The following is a 17,673-nucleotide window of genomic DNA, read 5'->3' as shown; positions in this document are numbered from 1 at the left end:
AGTTTCTATTTCTATACCACAGACGGAGGCTTATCCAAGGGTCAATCGCAATTCCAGCAATGGAGACATCCAATGACCAAGAAGCTCTCAGGCAAGGTTGCTCTCGTGACCGGCGGCTCGCGCGGCATCGGCGCGGCTTCGGCCCGCGCGCTCGCAGATGAAGGCGCGGACGTCGCCATCAGCTACGTCGCCTCGCCCGAAAAGGCGGAGGCCGTCGTTGCCGATTTGAAAGCCAAGGGCGTCAAGGCACGCGCCTTCAAGGCCGATCAGGCTTCGGCCGATGACGTGACGCAGCTGGTCAAAGACGTGGCCAAGGAGTTCGGCCATCTCGACATCCTCGTCAACAATGCCGGCGTCGCCGCGGGCGGAGCGATCGACGATGCCAATGCCGACATCGAAGCGTTCGCCCGCCAGGATCTGGTCAACGTGCATGGCGTGATCGCGGCGATCCGCGCCGCCTCGCAATTGATGAATGAGGGCGGTCGCATCATTACGGTCGGCTCGATGCTGGCCGACCGCGCCTCGTTCCCCGGACTTGCCGACTACGTCGCCACCAAGGCGGCCGTGGTCGGCTACACCAAGGGTGCGGCGCGCGATCTCGGCCCGCGCGGCATCACCGTGAACGTGGTGCAGCCGGGCTCGATCGACACCGACATGAATCCGAAGGACGGCGGCGAGTTCGCCGAGACCCAGCGCAAGCAGCACGCGCTCCAGCGCTTCGGTCGCCCCGAGGAAGTCGCCGCCGGCGTCGTCTTCCTCGCAAGCCCCGAAGCCTCCTTCGTCACCGGAACGGTGCTCAATGTCGACGGCGGATTCGGCGCCTGATTCAGGCGCCATCCGCTCAAATCAAGGAATTACGCACATGATCGAACTCAGACCCTTCGCAAAGCTCGGCGGCGCCGATCATGGCTGGCTCAAGGCCAAGCATCATTTCTCCTTCGCCAGCCACTACGACCCGAACAACATGGGCCACGGTGCCCTGCGGGTGTGGAACGACGACGAGATCGCGCCGAACACCGGCTTTCCCGCTCATCCCCACGCCAACATGGAAATCATCACCTATGTGCGCGAGGGCGCGATCACCCATCAGGACAGCCTCGGCAACGAGGGACGCACCGCGGCCGGCGACGTGCAGGTGATGAGCGCCGGCAGCGGCATCCGCCACTCCGAGTACAATCTCGAGCCGACCAGAACGCGGATCTTCCAGATCTGGATCGAGCCGACCGCACGCGGCGGTCAGCCGACCTGGGGCTCGAGACCATTCCCCAAGGCGGACCGTTCCGGCAAGCTCGTCACCATCGCGAGCGGCTTCAACGGCGACACCGACGCGCTGCCGATCCGCGCCGATGCGCGGGTGCTCGCCACCACCCTGAAGGCCGGCGAGAGCGCAGAATACACGCCGCAGAAGTCACGGCACCTCTACCTGGTGCCGGCTGCGGGCGCGGTCGAGATCAATGGCGTTCGCGTCGAAGCCCGCGACGGTGCCGCAATCCGCGACGAGGACAGGCTGAAGATCACCGCTCTGGAAGATTCGGAGCTCGTGCTCGTCGATGCGGCGTAGGCGCCGCCAGCACACAGCAACTCGTCATGCCCGGCCTTGAGCCGGGGATGCATCGCCTTCGTAAAGAGCTTTTTGAAAAGCGATGGGTTGCCGGGTCAAGCCCGGCAACGACGGCGAACAAATAACTCACCTCGTCATCCAACGGAGACCACCCATGACCAAAGTTCTCGTCCTCTATTATTCCGCCTATGGCCACATCGAGGCGATGGCGAATGCCGTTGCCGAAGGCGCGCGCGAGGCCGGCGCCAATGTCGACGTCAAGCGCGTGCCGGAGCTGGTGCCGGCGGAGGTCGCGAAAGCCTCGCACTACAAGCTCGATCAGGCCGCCCCCATCGCCAAGATCGAAGATCTCGCCAATTACGACGCGATCATCGTCGGTACCGGCACCCGGTTCGGCCGGATGGCCTCGCAGATGGCCAACTTCCTCGACCAGGCCGGCGGGCTGTGGGCCAAGGGCGCGCTCCATGGCAAGGTCGGCGGCGCGTTCACGTCGAGCGCGACCCAGCATGGCGGCCAGGAGACGACACTGTTCTCGATCATCACCAACCTGCTGCATTTCGGCATGATCGTCGTCGGCATGAATTACGGCTTCGCCGGACAGATGAAGCTCGACGAGGTCACGGGTGGCGCACCCTACGGCGCCACCACCATCACCGGCGGCGATGGCAGCCGCCAGCCCAGCGCCAACGAGCTCGCCGGCGCACGCTATCAGGGCCGCCAGATCGCGGAGACCGCCAGGAAACTACATGGCTGAGCTGCACGGCTGACGCGATCGCGGGGCGGCATTCTCGTTCGGGAATGCCGCTTTAGCGCGTCCCCTTGCCCATCGCCCGCGCCGCAAGCGCGGCGAGCCTCGGGTGACGGCGCAGGCCCTGCGCGGCGTGGTCGCGCCATGCATAGGGCAGGCCCCGCCAGGACAGTGCGATGCTGACATCGGTCAGCGGGACCCTCTGAGCGCCGAAGCGGCGCTTATAGTCCTGATTGCCGATGCTGAGATCGAAGCGGCGCACGCCCCGTGCATGCAGTGCGGCCATGGTGCGCTCGGCGACGAGCAGCCCGGGCGAGCAGCTCGACCATGAATCACCGGCGTGGCTGATGCGCAGCAGGTAGTAGGTCGCATCCTGCCTGACGCCGAGCGAGGTGGCGACGACGCCCTCGTCGCAGACCAGCGCCGAGAGGACGGCATAGCCTTCCGCGACACCCTGGCGGGCGATCTCGCGGTAAAATCGCGCATGGCTCTCGTCGTTGAGGATAAATGGCGAGCCGAGCTTTCTCATGCGCGCCTGCTGCTGAACATCCATGACATCCAGCAGCTCATGCGCGCGAGCGACATCCGCAGCGATCTCGAACCGCGCGCCGGCATGACGGCTGAAGACGCGCCAGCAGCGCGGCATCTGCATGCGCTTGATCGAGGCCCGGTAAGCCTCATAGTCGTCACCCATCAGCACCAGATTGCCGTTGAGCGAGGAGGATCCGATCCGGCCGAGCGAGACCAGCGGGTTCGGCTTGGCGCCGATTTGGGCCGGCATCTTCCTCAGGCGCAGCAGATCGAAGCCATCGGGCAAGGCGCGTAGCGCATCGATTAACGCCTTGCTGATGGCATCTGGCGCATCCACCCCAAGCGACAGGATCGGCGCATTGTTATCGGAGACGCCGAGATCGGCAAATTCGACCACGCGGATGCCGCGCCTGATATGGCTGATCATCGGCACAAGAGCGATGTCCTTGCCGGTCGGGGCATCGGAGATCACGGCGATCAGCGGTGCGAGGTCGTGGAACGCCTCGTACCAGGCGCCGAGCCAGTAACCGTGCTGGAATGCGGTGCGATGGCTTGCATTCAGGCGCAATGCGGCCGGCCGCCAGTCGCGTATGAAATCGACCGCGATTCCCGACGTGCGCGACACCCGGCCTTCTGATTGCTCGACGCTGAGGAACGTCATCCGCGGGACATAGGATTACTGAATGTTTCCGGATAGATTATGTTTTGCCGCGCAGGACAAGTAACGTCGCTGCTTATCGTTAAGCGATGCCAATCAAGCCGCCCGCTGCGACAAGGTGTCAGTGCTCCGGTTCCACCTGCCCTGCGCACTGGAACCGAGCCAGGAAGTGCAAGCCGGCCGCTGCGACAGTGAACATGAACCAGATCGGACTCTGTCGGTCGAGCAGGAAGGTCTCGGTGGCTCCGTAATACAGGCCGAACAGCCATACGGTCAGGAACAGCTTTGCCAGCGCGCGACTGCTGTTATGCGCCTGGGCCGACTGGAAATTGCCGAGCGGTGCGAGCACGAAGACGAGGATCACCAGCAGCAGCCCCGGCAGGCCGATGGTGACCGCGAGGTCGAGATAGCTGTTGTGGCTGTGCGCCGCGCTCGTCGCCCATTCCGCGCCTTGCGCGGTCTGCCGCTCGGTCAAATCATCCCAAAAGGCCGCATAGCCGTGGCCGATGATCGGCTTCTCGGCGACGGCTGCGAGCGCGAATTCCCAGATGGCGGAGCGGCCGGTGAAGGTGGGGTCGAGCGGAAGCAGCCGCGTCATGGCGCCGAGCGCCGGACTCAAGACGCTGCCCACCGTCAGCAGGTTCATCGCGATCAGCGGCACGAAACAGATGATCCGCTTCAGCCACAGGCCCCGCGTGACGTAGACCAGCGACGCCAGCGCGTAGATCGCAAGGCAGAGCACCGAGGACGTCTTGCCGCCGGTGAAGATCAGGAAGATGCCGGCAAGCACCGCGATCGCCGGCCCCATCACGAACGAGCCGACACCGCAAAGGTAGATGCCGACATAGACCAGGACGGTCATCACCGGCGAGGCGACGTTCTTGTGGCCGAAACTGCCGCGCCAGTCACCGGCAAGCTGCGGCTCGGTGATGTCGAACGCGGTGTGAATCGAATATTGCGGCGCGAGGAAGACGCCGAGATAGCAGAGCACGAGCAGCGCGAGCGCGGCACCGCCGAGGCACAGGTTGAAGCTGCGCTGCGTCGGCGGCAATAGCGGCAGGAGCACGGCGAGCGACGTCACGCTCGCCGCGAGCACGAACCGCTGAAACGAAACGCCGCGGTTCTCGGAAAAGGCGATGTTGATCAAGAGCCAACCGATGAGACAGAGATGCAGCGGCGTCAGCAGGGACTTCACCGCTGGCGCATCGGTCACGGCGACGAACAGCACGGCGACCACGGCCAAGAGGCCGAAGGCGATGTACGTCAGCGCCATTCGCCCGCTGACGACAGTAGCGAAATTCTCACTCCGCAGGTCCGGAAACGGATCGAGCGTCACCAGGATCAACAGCAAGGTCGCGACGGCGACGAGACAGCGCGCTGCCCGCACCGCGTTCAGCCCTGCGAGCCCGCCGCGCAGGACGTGGCCCAACGATCGGGCCTCGACGTCAGTCATGTCAGCGGCGCTGCGATCCAAGCTGCGATCCATAGCTTAAGGCAGGTGAGGCCGGGAAGCTTCAGCTTCTAGCTCACCGTCGTGAACCATCCGTCAACCAGCATGCCGAAGACGACAGGCACATTCTGCGCGGCAGCGCTGCCGCACCCTGCTAGGTTTGCCGCAGGTTCAATGTCACCGGCTTAACGTTATTCCACGAATCCGGCGCCGCGCAGGCGCTCGCGGCAGCGACTTGCCCATAATGCGGGTATCATCCGCAGCAGCCGAGATTTCGATTGCTGGCATTGCCGGCTCGGCAGACGCGCCCTGGTTAACGGATCATTAAAGACGAGCCGCAGCTTGATCACCGCCGACGTGGTTCTCGAACTAACGGCTGCCTCACGCGTGATGCCGGCGGCGCGCCTGCCGCTGCCGGTGAACCCGGGCGCGTCGGTATCTGTCGTCATTCCCGCCAAGAACGCTTCGGCCTATATCGGTGAAACCATCGCCAGCGCGCTGGCGCAACGCGATGTCGCCGAAATCATCGTCGTAGACGACGGCTCGACCGACGACACGATTGCGATCGTCCGCGCCATGCGTGATCCACGGCTGCGCATGATACAAAACGACTCCGCGGGCGTGTCAGCGGCGCGCAATCTTGGCGCGCGGCAGGCGGTCGGCGATTGGCTGCTCTTCCTCGATGCCGACGACCGCCTGCGTTCCGATGGCGTGGCGGCCCTGCTGGCGGCAGCGCGCGCCGCTCCGCGCGCGGTTCTCGTCTATGGCGACTACAACACGATCGACAGCGAGGGACGGCAGATCGGCCGGCGCGATCTGCTGAAGGGACGCCGCAAGCCGACCGGCGACGTGCTGACGCGGCTCGCAGCCGGCAACTTCATCGTCAATGGCGGCATCGTGCTCACCCGTGCGGAGGCTTTCCGCGCTGTGGGCGGCTTCGACGTCTCCCTCAGATATTGTGAGGATTGGCATTGCTGGTGCCGACTTGCCGCGATCGGCGAGTTCGAATTCGCGCCAAAGCTCCTACTCGACTATCGCCTGCACACGGCGAACACGATGAATGCGGCGGTGCGGACGCCGCAGGATTTCTTCCCGGCGGTCGCGCGAGTCTTCGGCGACGGGCTGATCCTGGCGAGACTGCCCGAAGGCACGGCCGGCGCGCTGCGCCGGGCCGCCGAGATTCATCTCGTCACCTATTCGGCGATGCAGGCGGTCCGCTTCGGCAGATATCGCGACGCCTTCGCCTATCTCGCTATGGTCGGCCGGCGGTCGCTCAAATCGCTGCCGCGCTCCGCGCTCCGGGTCGTCCTCGCCCGCTTTGGCATCTAGCTCCGCTGCCAGGACGTCAGGACACGATCTTCGAGGCTTCATAGGGCTTCGGCTCGATGCCGAATGCCGCAAGCACGGAGCCGAGCGCGACCATCACGGGATGCATCGCGACGACTGTCTTCGACGATGTCAGCAGACCGGCCGCACGCACCAGCGACAGCGGCAACCGGCCAACCATCTGCGCAAACACCAGCATCCGCGCCGCTGCGCTCTGCGCAGCCTTGGACTGCACGCGATAATTGATCGCGCCGATGCGCAAGCCTCGCTTCGCGATCCAGCCGAGGCTGGTGCGGCTTTGCGGCACGGTTTCGGTGATGACCGCCTCCGCCGTCCAGTGGAATGTCATGCCGGCATCGCGGCACCGCACGAAGAAATCGCAGTCGCCACCGCCGAGGAAATTGAAGCGCAGGTCGAAGGCCGGACGCTCGAACCGCTCGAACACCGCGCGCGTGATCAGACAATTGCCGCAGCCATAGATCAGCGGCACCGCGCCGCTGTAATCATAGGCGGGACAGAACGCGGGATGACGCGACAGCCAGGGCTGGCTGTCGTCGTCGAAGACCGGCAACACCGGCCCGCCGACCACGTCGGCGCCGGTCGCCTCCGCGGTGCGAACCATCAGCTCGAGCCAATCGGGCGAAGCGATCTCGTCGTCGTCGATCATCAGGAAGCGGGTCGCGGCGGGAAACAGGGCCTGGGCCGTCTCGAACGCGGCGTTGATCGCCTGGCAATTGCCCTGCCGCTTCTCGACGAGGCAGATGCCCTGGAGCCTGCCGTCGGCGAGATATTCCGCGGCGACCGGCGCGCTCTCACGCCGCGCGGCATCGTTCTCGACCATGACGACCGCAAAGGAGCGAGCTGTGCGCTGGCTGACCAGCGAGTCCAACGTCAGCCGCAGATGCTGCGGGCGGCGGAAGCAGGGAATGCAGACGACGATGCCGACCGACAGGTCGATGACGCTGGAGCTCGCCGCGATCTCGCGGTTGGGATCGCACACGAGGTCCGAGAAGCGCCTCGCGGACAAGTCTGTCGGGATCAATGTCATGACGTCCTAGATGTCCGAGATATGTTGAAAAAGCCCTGCTTCGATCGCGCGGATCGGCCGCGTCCCGCGGCGGCACATCGCGGCGGGACAGATGCGTCCCAAAATGAACGTCCGGCGAGCGGAAAATCCTCGCGCACGCCGGCGATCTCCAGTCATCTTGGCACAAACATCATGCAGTTAACCGCCTTCGCACGCTTCTGCAGCGAAACCTCGCACCCGTGTTAGTGCAACTCGCGGTCCAATGCGCCGGCAACAGCTCAACATGAACAATGCCCTAGTTAACGCCTATGCGCATTAACCCGACCGTAAGCACTGCGATCAGTGACACGGCGCGGCATCAGATTTGCTCTTCGGGCAAGCGAGTTTTTTCCTGTAAATTTGAATAGAACAAGTGCGGTCAGAAAATCATGAACAAGCCAGCGACGATCGAGTTCGCGACAGCCACGGCAATCAACGTCTCCGCGGCCACTCCCCCCACCCAGGCGCTGCACGATCTGATCCCTGGCGAAGCCCGCGACAGCCTGCTCGCAATTCATGACGTGCTGCGCCGCGAGCTGCCGCAGGGCCGGCTCGCCATCTATGAAGCCGGCGGTGGCTCGTGCAGCGTTCTGCCGCCGGAATTGCCGAGCCGCAGCCACGTCACCGTCGTCGACATCGACGAGGATCAGGTCCGCAACAATACCTACGCCGACGAGGCGATCCTCGGTGACGTCCAGACCTACCGTTTCGGGCAAGAGACCTTCGATCTCGTGATCTGTTACAACGTGATCGAGCATCTTCCCGACGTCGAAGCTGCACTGCTGAATTTCCGCGATGCGCTCAAGCGCGGCGGATTGATCCTGATCGGCGCCCCCAACCCGCGCTCGCTGTCCGGCGTGGTCACCAAATACTCGCCGCACTGGTTCCACGTCTGGTTTTACCGGAACATCCGCGGCATCAAGGATGCCGGCCTGCCGGGCGAGCCGCCGTTCCCGACGTTCTTCCATCCGCTGGTGACATTGCCGAGGCTCGAAGCGTTCGCGGCCGCCAACGGTCTCGAGATGATCTATCGTCGTGAAGTCGAGAGCCCGCGCTATCCCGAGATGCGCCGGCGCAAGCCTTTGTTTGCGGTCCTCGTCGACGCTGGGGCCGCGGTGCTGAACGCCGTGCTGCCGCGCGGCACCGACGTCCGCCGCGGCGATTATCACGTCATCCTGCGAAAGAGCTGACGGCCATGCGCGCGCAGCGGATCGCACAACAAGCGAAGCTTCGCGGCCACGCTGCGTGCGGTAACGAACCGTTAATCTCTGAGCGACCTCAGCGTCGCGGCGACGCACCGAAGAACGGCATGCGCTTAAACGCTTTGTTTGCCATTTCGGTGAATAGTCCCTCAATGAGTATGGTTAATTTTCCCTGTTGCGTTGATTGGGCACCTATGTCCCGGGTGCGTGGCGTGAACCGAAGAGTAACCCCTCAGCCCGCGGCAGTTGGAATGAAAGCTGGGGATCATGCTTGACTATAACCAGCCGATTGATCGGGCTAGATCGGAGGCCCCGCAAGGAAAGCCTCAGGCCGGTCTCAGCGTGCTGGAGTTCGCCAATCTGCTCTGGCGGCGAAAGGTCGCGATTGCCGCCGCCGCCCTGCTCGGCGCGACGCTCGCGGTCACCGTCGGCAAGAGCCTGACGCCCCGCTACACCGCCACCGCACAGCTCTATGTCGACCCGCGCGAGCTTCAGCTCGTCGATCGCGAGCTGACGCCGCGCGCGCAGGACGTCTCCGGCATGTCCATGGTGGTGGAGAGCCAGGCGCGCCTGATCACCTCCAATAGCGTGCTGCTCCAGGTCATCCAGCAAGCCGGCCTCGACAAGGATCCGGAATTCGGCGGTGGCGAGGGCACCAGCCTGATGTCCTCGCTGCTCGGCCTGATCGGCCTTCAGCCCCGCGCGCCCTCGGCCGCGGAAAAGAAGGAAGTGCAGCTCGCGGCGCTCGACGCGCTGAACCGCCACATCACGGTCCGCAAGACCGAGAAGAGCTTCATCGTCGACATCGAGGTCTGGTCGACGGACCCCGCGAAAGCGGCGATGCTCGCCAACACGCTGACCAATGCCTACCTTGCGGAATCCCGCAACTCGCAGGCCTCGGCCGCACGGCGCGCCACCAATGATCTCTCCGGCCGTCTGAAGGAGCTGCGCGAGCGGCTGCGCAACGCCGAGACCGCGCTTGCCACCTACAAGGCACAGAACAATTTCGTCGGCACCCAGGACACGCTGATCAGCGACCAGCAGCTCTCCGCCAGCAACCAGCGGCTGGCCGCGGCCCGCGCGGCGACGATGGATGCGCAGGCGCGGCTCGACCAGATCGAGGCGAGCCGGCGCACGGCGGCGGATGCGGGCGCAATCCCCGAGGCGCTGCAATCGCCGACGATTGCGAACCTGCGCGCGCAATATGCCGACGCCCGCAAGAAATATGCGGAACAAGCCGGCGAGCTCGGCCCGCGCCACCCGGCGCTGCGCCAGACCGAGAAGCAGGTCGAGGATCTCAAGCGCACCATCAACGAGGAAATCGATCGCTTCGCCCAATCCGCCAAGAACGACCTGACGCGTGCCCGCGACTTCGAAGCCTCGCTCAACCGGGCGCTGGAAGCGCAGAAGCGGCAGAGCGTCCAGCTTAGCCAGGCCGCAGTCCGCCTGCGCGAGCTCGAACGCGAGGCCGACGCCAGCCGCGACGTTTACCAGTCCTTCCTCAAGCGTTCTCGCGAGACCGAGGAGCAGGAGAGCCTGAACACCTCCGCAGCCCGCGTCATCGGCGAAGCGACGGTGCCGCAGCGGCGCTCGTTTCCGCCGGCGATGAGCCTGTTTGCCATGATCGGCTTCATCTTCGGTGCGGTCGCGGCGTCAAGCTGGTTCGCTGCGGCCGAGCTCCTGTTCTCTCGTGCGAGCGCGCCGGCGCCAACACCTGCCCGTCCACAGCGCACGCCGGTGCCGGATGCAACGCGAGCTCCGCAGCGCGCGCGGGCTCCAGAGCTCTCGGAGGCCTCGCCGCCCCCGCAGGTCTCAGGGGCTCCGGAAGTAGAGCAAGCTCCGCCGGAACTTGCCGCACCTCCGTTACAGCCTTCGATCGTCGAGAAGCCCCTGATCGAGAAGCCGCTGATCGCACGCCTCCAGGAGGCCGACGTCATTCACACGCTCGGCGCCATTCTCGCCACTGGCGGCGGCGTCGATCTCACCCGGCTGGGCTGGCCGACGCTGCGCCCCGGCTTTCCCCTCACCACGCTGCTCAATGCCTGGCGCGACATGCGCGCTGCCGTGGCCCGGCGCGCCGGTGGCAAGGCGATGCCCGTCATCGCACTCGTCGGGGCAGGCGAGACCACCGGGCGTAGCGTGACCGCATTGAATTTCGCACTGGCGGCCGCGCGCGACGGCACCCGCGTGCTGATGATCGATGCCGACCATCAGGCGCGTTCGCTCTCGAACAAGGTCGATCGTCGCGGCAAGAACGAGCCGAGCAGGCTCGGCTGGCTCTCGATTGGCAGCAAGGACGCCCGCGAGATCAAGACGGTCAACGGCATCTCGGTGCTGCCGGCCGCAGAGGGCGACGCCGGCAAGGCGGCCGACGCCATCCGCAAGGCGATTACACAGGCGCGAGCCGCGGGTGGCTATGATCTCGTGATCCTCGACGGCCCCGCGGTGCCGCTTTCGGCCGGCGGCCGTAAGCTGCTGGACGACACCGACGCGCTAGTGGCGGTGCTGCCGACCAGCCTCGACATCAACGACAGCCTGGAAGAGATCTTGACCACGCTCGGTCGCGCCGAGCGCAAGCTCGTCGGCGTCGTGCTCGACGAGCTCACTCCCGCAGCCCAAACGCGCCAGCGAGGCAGGCAATATGCTTGAGCGTCGCGTCAACTTCGAGGGACGGGCGGCAACTGCCGACGTGCCGCGGATCACCGTCGGCGGCCTTCGCATGGCCGCGATCGACCTGGAAGCGACCGCCGATTTCATGATCGAGGCGACCGATCCTGACAAGCGCATCGGCCGGCCGCTGTTCCTGACCTCGGCCAATGGCGAGGTGCTGGCGCGCTGCTCGACCGAGCCGCAGACCGAGCGCCTGTTCCGCGTCGCCGACCTGATCAACGCCGATGGCCAGCCGCTGGTCGCGGCTTCGAAGCTACAATCCTGGTTTCCGCTGCCGGAGCGCGTCGCAACCACGGACCTGTTCCATGTCGTCGCGCGCAAGGCGGAAGCGCTCGGCCGCACCTTCTACATGCTCGGCGCCAGCGAGGCCGAGAACATCGCAGCGGTCGAGAACGTCCAGAAGATGTATCCGAATCTTAGGATCGTCGGCCGCAGCCATGGCTATCTGCGCGGCGAAGCGCTGCGCGCGAAGGTCGAGGAAATCAACGCGCTTGCGCCGGATTATCTCTGGGTTGCGCTCGGCGTGCCCAACGAGCAGGCATTCGTGGAGGAATTCACGCCGCATCTCACCAATGTTGGCGTTATCAAGACATCCGGCGGCCTATTCAACTTTTTGTCGGGCAGCCGCTCCCGCGCGCCGCAATGGATGCAGAAGATCGGACTCGAGTGGGCCTGGCGCACCTGGCTCGAGCCACGCCGCCTGTTCTGGCGCTATTTGACCACCAACCCCCGCGCGCTCTATCTTCTCTTCAGCCGTAACCGACCCGTCCGTTAGGGAAGAGCTGAACACGACATGACCGACCGACCGACCGTCCTCGTCACCGGGGGCGCGGGCTATATTGGCTCGCATGCCTGCCGCGCACTGACCGCCGCCGGCTATCAGCCCGTCGTCTATGACAATCTCTCGACGGGCCATCGCAGTTTCGTGACCGGCCCGCTGGTGACGGGCGATCTGCTCGACGGCACAGCACTGGCGCGCGCCTTCGCCGATCACAAGATCACGGCAGTGATGCATTTCGCGGCGGCGAGCCTCGTCGGGGAGTCCATGATCGACCCGCAGAAATATTACATCAACAACGTGCAAGGCACGCTGTCGCTGTTGCAGGCGATGCGTAACGCGAACTGCCATCGCATCGTGTTCTCCTCGACCGGCGCCGTCTACGGCAACGCCGATTCCAAGGAACTGCCGGAAGACTTTCCCTGCGTGCCGATCAACCCCTACGGCGCATCGAAATGGATGATCGAGCGCATGCTCGCCGATTACCGCGCGGCCTATGGCTTCGGCGCGTTCTGCCTGCGCTATTTCAACGCCAGCGGCGCCGACCCAGCCGGCGGCATCGGAGAACTGCGCGACAACGAAACCCATCTCATTCCGCGCGCCATGATGGCGCTTCAGGGTCATGTCGACTTCGCAGTGTTCGGCGACGACTACGGCACGCCCGACGGCACCGCGATCCGCGACTACATCCATGTCACCGATCTCGCCGCGGCGCATGTGGCGGCACTGAAGCTTCTGGAAGAAGGGCATGCCGGCGGCAGCTTCAATCTCGGCACCGGCTCCGGCTTTTCCGTGCGCGAGATCCTCAACGCCATCAGGCAGGAGACCGGACGCGAGGTGCCACACACCGTCAAGCCGCGCCGCGCCGGCGATCCCACCTATCTGGTCGCGGATCCCTCTGCTGCGAAGAAGGTGCTGAACTTCGTGCCGCGTCATTCCGACCTGCCTACGATCATCCGCACGGCCTGGGCCTGGCACCAGAAGGCGCATCCCTTCAGGTCGCGTTAGGTAACCGTCCTGCACCTTGCCGGCAGGGGCCTTCAGCGGCTAAAGAGACTATGACGACCGGCGTCGACCGCTTTTCCGGCCGCCGCATGTTTCAGGCCTGGCCGCCGATGGGAGCGGCAGACGTGGCTGCGCGACGCGAGCCGTTCTTCAACGTAAAGACCACGACCGAGTGCGCACATCGGCCTGCTTTCAGGCGGACCCAAGGAGCACTGAGCGAATGCATCAGGCCGCAAGCCTGCAATTCGAGCGCGTGGTGGACGAGTTCGCCCGCTGGCTCGCTGTGCCCGAGGACGAACGTTCGCCGGCGCCGGCCTGGTGGTGGGGACCCGCGATCGCGGTGCTCGACGTGCGCCAGCCTATGCCAAGTGCGTGGTCGCGCACGCTCGGCCTCGGCGAAGGATCGGCCTTTGCCGATGGCGCGCGCCTGCTTCTCGCGCTGTTTGAGGATCAGACCTCACTGCCGTGGCCGGAAGATTTTCCGCGCAAGGCGGAAAGCAAGGATGATGACGTCCGCGAGCTGCACCCGCAGCCCTCAGACGACAGCGCGTTTCAGCCGTAACGCTGCGGCCTCGGTTGCGGCAAGGTCCGGCTCCGGCTGGAGCGGCGGCGCGACGGGCAGTTCTATCGGCCGCAGCAGTTCGGCCATCTGCCGCGCCGGCAGCGGCTTGGAGATCAGATAGCCCTGCATCTCGTCGCAGCCATGGGTGCGCAAGAATGCCTCCTGCTCGGCGTTCTCGACGCCTTCGGCGACGACGGTCATGCCGAGCGCCTTGCCCATGCTGATGATCGCCTGCGCGATGGCCTGGTCTTCCGAATCCTGCGGCAGGTCGCGGACGAAGGAGCGGTCGATTTTTATGGTGTCGATCGGGAAGTGCTTCATCAGCGACATCGATGAATATCCGGTGCCGAAATCGTCGATGGCGAGGCGAATGCCGCGGCTCTGGATGGCGTCGAGCACCTTGAGCGCGCGCCCGACATTGCGCATCATCATGCTCTCGGTGACCTCAAGCTGGAGCAGCACCGGCGACATGCCGCTGGCAGCCAGCGCCTCATCGACGTCCTGCAACAGATGCTCGTCGGCAAACTGCCGCGGCGACAGGTTGACCGCCATGGACAAGGGCAGCAGGCCGCGGCGCTGCCAAGCCATCGCTTGGGCACAGGCTTCATTCAGCACCCAGCGGCCGATCGGCACGATCAGCCCGGTCTCCTCGGCAAGGGGAATGAATTGCGCCGGCGAGACGTTGCCGAGATCGGGATGCGTCCAGCGCAGCAGCGCTTCCACTCCGGTGATCTGGCCGGTCTCCATATCCACCTTGGGCTGGTAATTCAGCGAAAATTGCTGGCGCTCCAGCGCCCGGCGCAGCGCGCTCTCCAGCGACAGACGTTCGATCGATTGCGTCTTCACTTCCTTCGAGAAGAAGCGATAGCCGTTCTTGCCGTCTTCCTTGGCGAGATACATCGCCATGTCGGCATTCTTGGTCAGTGTCTGCGCGTCGGAGCCGTTGGTCGGATACATCGCAATGCCGATCGAGGCCGTGGTGTGGCACTCGTGCCCGGCCAGCTCCATGGGCTCGCCAAGCACGGCGAGCAGCCCGCTGGCGATGCGCTGGACCTCGTCGATTTCGCCGCACCGGTCGAGGATCACCACGAATTCGTCGCCGCCGAGCCGTGCCACCACGTCGCTAGTCCGCAGCGCGCCCCGCAACCGACTCGCCACTTCGAGCAAGAGCAGGTCGCCGGCCTCGTGGCCGAGCGAATCGTTGATGACCTTGAAGCGGTCGAGATCGATGAACAGCACCGCAAAGCGGTGATCGCGACGCTGCGCCGCGCCGATCGCCTCGCGCAACAATCCGTTGAATGTCTCGCGGTTCGGCAGGTCCGTCAGGCTGTCATGCGAGGCGAGGTATTCGATCCGCTCGTCGGCCTTCTTTTTCTCGTCGGCGCGATCGAAATTCTCCATCGCGAAGGCGACGTTGTCGGCGAGGCGCTGCAACAGCTCGACGAACTCGGCGGTGAACGTGTCCTTGTCGGTCGACATGTAGATCATGACGCCGACGGCCAGATCATGAACGATGAGCGGGATCGCCGCGCCCGACCGTGCGCCGTCGCCACGAACAATGTCGTGGAAGGCGCTCACGCGCTGGTCGTTGAGATAGTCGTTGCTGATGCAGGGCTGCCGGGTCCGGAACGCCGTGCCGGCCATGCCCCGACCTTCGGGGCGCTCGGGGTCGACCGAGAGGCGGACATTGCGCGTGGTGTCGGACGACGGTCCTGCGCTTGAAACGATCTTGAGCTGGTCGCTGTCGGCGCCGGCGAGCGCAATGGTCGTCGAGGTGAACTTGGCGCCGTTCGATGCGGCGAGACATACGAGGTCGAACAATTCGGCGCGCGATTTCGCCCGCATGATCGCCTCGTTGGTCGCGCTCAGCGCCGCGAACATGCGAGTCAGGCGCTCCTTCTGCGCCTCGGTGCGCGCCTTTTCCTCGGCGCGGTCGAAATTGTCGAGCGCGAACGAGACGTTCTCTGCGAGACGGGCCAGCAGTTCGACCAGATCGGGCGTGAATGTATCCTCCTCCGGAGCAAGGAACAGCAGGATGCCGATCGGCTCCTGACCGGAGCGTAGAAGCGGGAAACTGGCAGCGGCCCGGGTTCCGTCCTCAACCGCCTTGGAGTGCCAGTGTGCCGAGCGCGGATCGTGCATATAGTCGTTAACGACACTGGGCCGGCGCGTCCGCAGCGAGGTTCCAATGATGCCCTGGCCCTCGGGATGATCCGGGGTAATCGCGCAGGTGCGCCCGACCATTCGCTGCTGGAGCCGTCCCTTCACGGCGACGACCCGGACCAACTCACGTTTCTCGTCGATGATTCCAATCGTCGCAGAGGCGAACATGCCGCCCAGCACGGCCGCCTGACATGCGACTTCGAACAGCTCCTCACGGGTCTCGGCGCGCATGATGGCTTCGTTGGTGGCGCTCAACGCCGCGAACATGCCGCTCAGCCGGTCTCGCTGCTTGTCGGCCTTCGCCTTCTCCTCGGCGCGGTCGAGATTTGCGATCGCAAATGACACGTTGCGTGCGAGTCGTTCCAGCAGTTCAACCAATTCCGGCGTAAAGGTGCCGATCTCGAGCGAATTGAACAGGAATACGCCCTCCTTGCGGTCGCCGTTCAGCAACGGCAACACGGCGGAGGACTTGACGCCGGTGCGGCGGGCACTCTCGTGCCAGGGCTTGAGGCGCTCGTCGGCGAGCAGGTGATTGGAGATGCACGGCTGCCCGGTGCGGAAGCACGTGCCGGTCAGGCCTCTTCCCTCCGGCACCTTGTCGGTCGTGGCGAATTTGAGTCTGCGTACTTCATCGGAGTACGGCCCTGCGGAGGCGACGACCCGCAGCAACCCGGAGGCAGGCTCGGCAAGCGCGATCGTCGCCGAGCCGAACTTTCCACCCTGCACGGACGCCTCGCATACGAGATCGAACAGCTCGGCACGCGACGTGGCCCGGATGATCGCTTCATTGGTCGCGCTCAGCGCGGCGTACATGCGCGCGAGCCGCTCCTCCTCCCGCGCGATCTGCGCTTTCTCCTCGTCGCGATCGAAATTCTGGAGCGCAAAGCACACGTTCTCGGTCATCCGCAGCAACAGCGCGACGATGCCATGGTCCTTCGCCCACGACTTGCTGACGAAGAAGAACATCACGCCGACGCTGGTTCCGCGCTTGATCAATGGTGCGGCGACGCAGGCGACCGCGCCGGCATTGATGCTGGCCCGCTCCCAGGTCGTTCCCTTGGTACGACCGACGAGGTCGTCTTCGACCATCGCCTTCTGCGTCCGGAAGACCTGGCCGGAGATGCCCCGACCGTGAGGATTGTCGGGATTGATCGAGTAGCGTGCTTGTCTGATTAGATCGAGATTTTGTCCGGTCGCGGCCACCGGCGTCAGCCAGTGCGAGTTCTCCTCGCGCAACAGCACGAAAGTCGCCAGCGATTTGCCGCCGTGCACTGCTGCGTCGCAGACCCGCTGATACAAGTCCAACTCGGTACTGGCTTTGAGGATTGCTTCGTTGGTCGCGCTAAGCGCGCCAAACATGCGATTCAGCCGCCGCATTGCCGCCTCGCTGTCCCGGCGCGCTCCTTCTCGCTCGAAATTCTCGAGCGCGTAGGAGATATTGGCCGACATGCGCTCGAACAGCGACACCATCTGCTCGTTCAGCGATCCGGCTTCGCGGCGGGTCACGTAGAGCACGCCGACGCCCTTGCCGTTACAGAGGAGCGGGACTGCCGCAGCCGCGCCGATTTGGGGCTTCGCCGCACCCTCGCGCCACGCCGGCGAACGCGGATCGTTCAGATAGTCATTGCTGATGCACAGCTTCTGATCGCGGAACGCCTCGCCACCGACGCCAGATCCTTCCGGCGTGCCTGCTTCCGTCGTGATCACGATCGAGCGCAGGCGCGCAACGTCATCGCCGCAGCCGGCCGCAAAGTGCAGCCGCCGGCCGTCCGGTCCCACCAGAAACACTGCGACGGCCAAAAAATCTCCGCTCGAAAACCCGGCGTCGCAGACCTTCTGGTACAGCTCGTCCGGCGATTTCGCGTAGAGAATCGCTTCGTTAATGGCGCTCAACGCCGCAAAGGTGCGTGCGAGGGTCGTCGGCACGTTCTCAGCTCCCGGGCATTTCTGCCT

13 protein-coding genes are annotated in these 17,673 nt (G+C 64.9%); 9 read left to right on the top strand and 4 right to left on the bottom strand.

The features are described from left to right. Window positions 1–72 precede the first annotated feature (72 nt). The 3 genes from IVB12_RS12810 to wrbA all read left to right on the top strand — a co-directional run bounded on the left by IVB12_RS12810 (window position 73) and on the right by wrbA (window position 2,315). Window positions 73–825, top strand: coding sequence for a 3-oxoacyl-ACP reductase family protein (locus IVB12_RS12810; protein ID WP_247299326.1), 753 nt, complete (start codon window positions 73–75; stop codon window positions 823–825). 37 nt (window positions 826–862) lie between these two features. After that, the gene (locus tag IVB12_RS12805) at window positions 863–1,561 is read left to right on the top strand and encodes a pirin family protein (protein WP_247299324.1); all 699 of its coding nucleotides are present in this window, start codon (window positions 863–865) and stop codon (window positions 1,559–1,561) included. 154 nt (window positions 1,562–1,715) lie between these two features. Further along, on the top strand, window positions 1,716–2,315 hold the full coding sequence (wrbA, locus tag IVB12_RS12800; protein ID WP_247299322.1) for an NAD(P)H:quinone oxidoreductase: 600 nt from the start codon (window positions 1,716–1,718) through the stop codon (window positions 2,313–2,315). Window positions 2,316–2,367: 52 nt separating this feature from the next. Here wrbA and IVB12_RS12795 read toward each other — a convergent pair whose 3' ends face one another. Together IVB12_RS12795 and IVB12_RS12790 are read right to left on the bottom strand one after the other, a co-directional pair. Further along, window positions 2,368–3,501: a GNAT family N-acetyltransferase gene (locus IVB12_RS12795; protein WP_247299320.1), complete on the bottom strand. Its 1,134-nt coding sequence runs from the start codon at window positions 3,499–3,501 to the stop codon at window positions 2,368–2,370. 118 nt (window positions 3,502–3,619) lie between these two features. Next, entirely contained in the window at window positions 3,620–4,972 is a 1,353-nt protein-coding gene (locus IVB12_RS12790; protein ID WP_247299318.1) for an O-antigen ligase, read from the bottom strand. Between the two features lie 318 nt (window positions 4,973–5,290). Here IVB12_RS12790 and IVB12_RS12785 point away from each other — a divergent pair, with 318 nt between their 5' ends. Then, the gene (locus IVB12_RS12785) at window positions 5,291–6,277 is read left to right on the top strand and encodes a glycosyltransferase (RefSeq protein ID WP_247299317.1); all 987 of its coding nucleotides are present in this window, start codon (window positions 5,291–5,293) and stop codon (window positions 6,275–6,277) included. Between the two features lie 16 nt (window positions 6,278–6,293). Here the strand turns inward: IVB12_RS12785 and IVB12_RS12780 are convergent, their stop codons facing one another. After that, complete coding sequence (locus IVB12_RS12780) at window positions 6,294–7,322, bottom strand: glycosyltransferase family 2 protein (protein WP_247299315.1); 1,029 nt, start codon at window positions 7,320–7,322, stop codon at window positions 6,294–6,296. 407 nt (window positions 7,323–7,729) lie between these two features. Between IVB12_RS12780 and IVB12_RS12775 the strand changes: the two genes are divergently transcribed. The 5 genes from IVB12_RS12775 (at window position 7,730) to IVB12_RS12755 (ending at window position 13,557) form a co-directional block, all read left to right on the top strand. Beyond that, entirely contained in the window at window positions 7,730–8,530 is an 801-nt protein-coding gene (locus IVB12_RS12775) for a methyltransferase (protein ID WP_247299305.1), read from the top strand. A gap of 279 nt (window positions 8,531–8,809) precedes the next feature. Further along, window positions 8,810–11,191 carry a Wzz/FepE/Etk N-terminal domain-containing protein gene (locus IVB12_RS12770; protein ID WP_247299304.1) on the top strand — a complete coding sequence of 794 codons (2,382 nt, stop codon included), beginning with the start codon at window positions 8,810–8,812 and terminating at the stop codon, window positions 11,189–11,191. After that, a complete protein-coding gene (locus IVB12_RS12765) occupies window positions 11,184–11,987 on the top strand; it encodes a WecB/TagA/CpsF family glycosyltransferase (RefSeq protein ID WP_247299302.1) in 804 nt (267 codons plus the stop codon). Before IVB12_RS12770 ends, IVB12_RS12765 begins: the two co-directional genes overlap by 8 nt. Window positions 11,988–12,005: 18 nt before the next feature. After that, entirely contained in the window at window positions 12,006–12,998 is a 993-nt protein-coding gene (gene galE / locus IVB12_RS12760; RefSeq protein ID WP_247299301.1) for a UDP-glucose 4-epimerase GalE, read from the top strand. A gap of 217 nt (window positions 12,999–13,215) precedes the next feature. Beyond that, on the top strand, window positions 13,216–13,557 hold the full coding sequence (locus IVB12_RS12755) for a hypothetical protein (RefSeq protein ID WP_247299299.1): 342 nt from the start codon (window positions 13,216–13,218) through the stop codon (window positions 13,555–13,557). On the opposite strand, the gene IVB12_RS12750 is transcribed toward IVB12_RS12755, so the two are convergent. Next, entirely contained in the window at window positions 13,531–17,646 is a 4,116-nt protein-coding gene (locus IVB12_RS12750; protein WP_247299297.1) for a GAF domain-containing protein, read from the bottom strand. The two genes, IVB12_RS12755 and IVB12_RS12750, sit on opposite strands and share 27 nt — an antisense overlap. Between the last annotated feature and the right edge of the window lie 27 nt (window positions 17,647–17,673).

It is taken from the genome of Bradyrhizobium sp. 179 (genome assembly GCF_023073535.1).
Classification (GTDB): Bacteria; Pseudomonadota; Alphaproteobacteria; order Rhizobiales; family Xanthobacteraceae; genus Bradyrhizobium.
This window is presented reverse-complemented; position numbering and strand designations above follow the sequence as displayed.

Bases quoted from the DNA above. Each gene is read 5' to 3' on its own strand.
- IVB12_RS12810 (WP_247299326.1), top strand. From the start codon at position 73: ATGACCAAGAAGCTCTCAGGCAAGGTTGCTCTCGTGACCGGCGGCTCG.
- IVB12_RS12805 (WP_247299324.1), top strand. From the start codon at position 863: ATGATCGAACTCAGACCCTTCGCAAAGCTCGGCGGCGCCGATCATGGC.
- wrbA (WP_247299322.1), top strand. From the start codon at position 1,716: ATGACCAAAGTTCTCGTCCTCTATTATTCCGCCTATGGCCACATCGAG.
- IVB12_RS12795 (WP_247299320.1), bottom strand. From the start codon at position 3,501: ATGACGTTCCTCAGCGTCGAGCAATCAGAAGGCCGGGTGTCGCGCACG.
- IVB12_RS12780 (WP_247299315.1), bottom strand. From the start codon at position 7,322: ATGACATTGATCCCGACAGACTTGTCCGCGAGGCGCTTCTCGGACCTC.
- IVB12_RS12775 (WP_247299305.1), top strand. From the start codon at position 7,730: ATGAACAAGCCAGCGACGATCGAGTTCGCGACAGCCACGGCAATCAAC.
- IVB12_RS12770 (WP_247299304.1), top strand. From the start codon at position 8,810: ATGCTTGACTATAACCAGCCGATTGATCGGGCTAGATCGGAGGCCCCG.
- IVB12_RS12765 (WP_247299302.1), top strand. From the start codon at position 11,184: ATGCTTGAGCGTCGCGTCAACTTCGAGGGACGGGCGGCAACTGCCGAC.
- galE (WP_247299301.1), top strand. From the start codon at position 12,006: ATGACCGACCGACCGACCGTCCTCGTCACCGGGGGCGCGGGCTATATT.
- IVB12_RS12755 (WP_247299299.1), top strand. From the start codon at position 13,216: ATGCATCAGGCCGCAAGCCTGCAATTCGAGCGCGTGGTGGACGAGTTC.